At 51.5% G+C, this 4070-nt stretch carries 3 protein-coding genes; 1 reads left to right on the top strand and 2 read right to left on the bottom strand.

The window, feature by feature from the left end; all coding sequences use genetic code 11:
* Positions 1-553: 553 nt before the first annotated feature.
* On the bottom strand, positions 554-1756 hold the full coding sequence (locus RTK32_RS19690; RefSeq protein WP_312046927.1) for an MFS transporter: 1203 nt from the start codon (positions 1754-1756) through the stop codon (positions 554-556).
* A 103-nt stretch (positions 1757-1859) separates the two neighbouring features.
* Between RTK32_RS19690 and RTK32_RS19685 the strand changes: the two genes are divergently transcribed.
* Positions 1860-2777: a LysR family transcriptional regulator gene (locus RTK32_RS19685; RefSeq protein ID WP_312046926.1), complete on the top strand. Its 918-nt coding sequence runs from the start codon at positions 1860-1862 to the stop codon at positions 2775-2777.
* Positions 2778-3281: 504 nt separating this feature from the next.
* Here RTK32_RS19685 and RTK32_RS19680 read toward each other — a convergent pair.
* On the bottom strand, positions 3282-4070 hold a 789-nt coding region (locus RTK32_RS19680; RefSeq protein ID WP_312046924.1), incomplete at its 5' end, for an EamA family transporter.

Below are 4070 nucleotides of genomic sequence, written 5' to 3'. Positions count from 1 at the left end.
CTGTTCGCCCCCCACCTCGCCGTATAGCGTTACTGCCGGCTAATAGCGTTACTTCCGGCTAAAGGAGGCTCTGACAGGACTGAATATCAGCGAAGCCTTGCGCCAGTTTTGATCCCAGAGTATCTGTTCAACGCACCACACTGGACAAAGGCGGCGGGCGGCAATCGTGCAGGTTCTGACGTGGAAACCTGGCGAAAGGTCTGATACATGCTCCTGTTTTGCCCCTGGCAAACAGTGTCCGCTTGCAGGCCAGGCGTGCTTCGTAAAAACATCAGGCAGGCCTTCCAGCATGCAGCCCTGCCCCCTGGACAAAGGTTGGTCATCCGGGTAAGCGACTTCGGGTTGCTCGTCCGGTTGATTAAACCGCCGTTTAAGGGGGTTCATACATGCATGCAACACAAGCGTATCCTTCCAGGAAGTGACTAAAATGTATCGGCATCTTAAGCCAATAATTTAGCGGTTAACGGTCTTACGGGTGGCGCAAGCCGGAGCAGAGTTCTGTCAGGTGGTAAATAGGCTGTCCTTTTGGTGTCAGCGGCGAAGGGTATGCTAATCAATAAAGTTGGTCGGGCTGGAGAGTCCGTTTAGCCAGTTTCCTTTGAAGTATTATGACCATGACAGGAAATCCAGCTGCGGTTAATGCACTTATAAAAAAGAGTACGTGAAGATTTTGCGTTGTTATTCTCTGGTCAGGGAGTAATAAGGAAGAAAGAAAAAATGCGAGTGTGGTTATCAGATACATAATTGCGGTCTGCAGGGAAGAAAACCCGGCTCGTTGTTCATCTCCAGGATACCGAATGGCAACCGACGAAGCGGCAACAAGTCGACTATAGGCGGCACCGAGAAATAAGGTGATAAATAGCAGCGAGTGATGAAAGCCCATCGCAGGAATCACCAGGCTCGCGATAAACAGCAGCGTTGAAATTATTGCCAACATCAGAGCAGATAATCGCGACAGTAACCAGCCTGACATTTTTGTAGACAGATAACCGGCTACCCCTCCACTTAAGAACAATAAGGATAAGGCTCCTGGTTCCACGCCCATATACTGCGTCATTAATGGCGTCAAAATGGGAATAATCAGCATGGGGCTGAACTGAACCACTGCAGTACAAGAGGCAAAAAATAAGGTTTCCGTATTAATAGCGAGAGCGGTCTTTACGCCTGATTGCGCCGGTTCTCCGGGAAGAATAAACACGACCAACAGCAAAGACAGCAGACAAAGTATGCTGATTAACCAGAGCGCAGCATGCCAACCAGAGTGCGTACACAGAAATAATATAGCTGGCATGCCGACAATACTGACCATCGGAAAGGATGCAATGACCGTCGCCAACATTTTTCCACGTAAGTTTTCCGGGGCATAATTAATTAACATACTCAGACCCACCCCCATTGTCGTGCCCCCCACTAATCCTGCGCAAAAGCGTAGCACCAGAAGAGTATTGAAATGAGTAATCAGGGTGGAACAGAATGTCAGCACGGCAAGCAGCGCCGTATTTCTGACAAGAAATTGTTTTTTATTAAAGGATTCGATCCAATAAAAAGCAATAACGCCAGAGAGGACGGCGCCGAGCGTGTACATGCCAGAGACATAACCCGAAAATGAGACAGGAACCGAAAAGTCGTCTGCCATAAAAGCAAAAACAGGCGTTAACGCCATATATTCCAGCGCATTAGTGAACTGGACAAAAGCCACGACAAGGGCGATCCGCATGAGAGCTTTATAATTGAACGTTTGTGTAACCAGTGGCATAGCAAGCAACCCGTAAATGAAAGATAGCCGATTTTACCCGCTATCAACGGTATTTATAATATGGTAAAAATGGTACTCATTATTATCAAATATGGGATAGCTGATGCGGCCGGTTCTTGATTTTAACAGCCTGAAAGTGTTCGTTGCTGTGGTTGAAAGAGAAAGTTTTGTTGGGGCATCGAAAGCCCTTGAAATGCCGACATCAAACGTCAGTCGTTGTATTTCTCAGTTAGAGGAAAAACTGAATCTTCAGCTCATTGAGCGCAGCACCCGACATATGAAGCTCACCCAGTCAGGGCACCTGCTCTATACCCGAGCGAAGCCATTGCTGGAGGCGCTTGAGCAAACTGAGACAGAATTAACGTTGCGGCAAATGCAACTCAAGGGCCCATTACGGATATGTATTCCCAATGAAGTAGGCCCTGCCTTGCTGGGTTCTGTTATCGCCGATTTCGCCTGTCAGTACCCGGACCTGGAGATCAGCTGTATCACAAATTTGTCAGGTTTCGAATCCCTGCGCGATGAGCTGGACTTAGCTGTCATTATTACCCGTGGTCAGATGGAAGACAGTGACTATATAACCCGTCATCTGGTGACCATTCCTTGCACTGTTGTTGCTGCGCCCTCGATCATTCAGCGTTATGGCACGCCTTCCCATATCCAGCAATTTAAAGACTTACCCTGTATTACCACGGTAAGTGCACTAAAAGGCGCACCCTGGCAGTTTGTCAATAAAAAGGGAGGGTTCGAGACCATCAAAGTGAAAGGGCATTATCGGGTAAACAGCGGAGAGATGGCGGGACGAGCGGCGATATCAGGTATCGGTTTTGCCATTCTTTCAAAACAGGCCTGCCAACCCTACATCAGTGATGGACGATTAATTGAGGTTGAGTTTGAACAATCGGCTGCCCCATTACACTTGCTCGCCGTTTATTCAGGCAGGCGTTACCTGCCCGCCAAAACAAGAGCGCTTATTGATTTTATGCACCAGAGGTTGAGCACTATTTCCTTAGCAACATAAGCCCGCATCAGGCCATTCCGCCTCGCATCATTCGGCTATCATGGAAACATTCCTGAGCCGATCCGCTATTACAATAGCGATCCAACGTGTCAAAAGAGGCTTGTGCACAGGCTTTGCCATGCCGCTTATTATCTCCTTCTGGATAATATGCACCAACTTTCCCCGCTCAGCATTTCCAGAGATAGCCCGGCAAGATGGCGAAACGGCAGCGCTAATATGCGCAGTTATACTGCCGGGCTGGCGCTGTTATTCTCAACGTTCTCACATTTTGCCATAATCTGTTTTTTCGTGGGCGTGACAGCGGGTCTTGTGGACTGCGTCAGCGATCGCTTCCCCCTACGAACAGAATGGGCCGCCGGAAAGGCATCCAGCCCGGCCACCAGCGTTCCCTGCTCTGCTGACGCGGCCTCTTCTTCCGTAATCTGAAACCTCCTGTCTCTGTTTTAAGTTGTTTTTGGACTGTACCAGCCCTGCGACCGTGCCGTCGGCCTGACGCTGCAAGCCTCAATTGCTGACCGCCACCCCCGCCACCCTACGGGGGCGCGTTGCCCATACTGAGGCGCCGACAATCAGCAGGCCGCCCAGCCAGCCAGCGGGGGTCAAAGACTCCTGTAGCCAGAGCATGGCGAACAGCGCACCAAACAGTGGCTCCGTGCCCATCAGCAAAGAGGCGCGGGTCGGCGTAAGGCGTTTTACGGCATAATTCTGCGCGAAAAAGGCGAACAGCGTGCAGAACAGCACCAGATAGAACGTCGCGCCCCAAAATGCCGCACTCTGCGGCAACGCCGGTATGCCCTGCCGGGTAGCCAGCAACAGCGCCAGCGAACCGGCCGCAACCACGCCGGTCTGCACCGCCGTCAGCGCCAGTGCTGGCACGTTGCGGTGCTGCATCAGTTTTTTCGTCAGGCACACCATCACTGCCCGCAGCAAGGCTGCCCCGAGGATCAGCTTGTCCCCCGCGTTCATCGTGATGGCGGCGCCTCCGGTTAGCAGCAGCGCCCCGCACAGCGACACGCCTGCGGCGATAAACGCGTTGTTTTCCGGCCGCTGACGCAACATCAACCATTCAACAAACGGCGTCAGCACCACGCAGAGGCTGATAAGAAACGCCGCGTTGCTGGCGCTGGTCAGCGCCACTCCAAAGGTTTCACACAGAAATATTGCCAACAGCACCGTCCCCAACAGCAGCCCTGGCACCAGCGCCTGTCGCCAGCAACCCCTTAACGTTGGCACCAGCAGCACAAAATTAAGCATAAAACGGATAAACAGAAAACCGGCAACCGGGTAGAACAG

The sequence above is a fragment of the Erwinia sp. genome (assembly GCF_031978025.1).
Taxonomy (GTDB): Bacteria; Pseudomonadota; Gammaproteobacteria; order Enterobacterales; family Enterobacteriaceae; genus Erwinia.
This window is presented reverse-complemented; position numbering and strand designations above follow the sequence as displayed.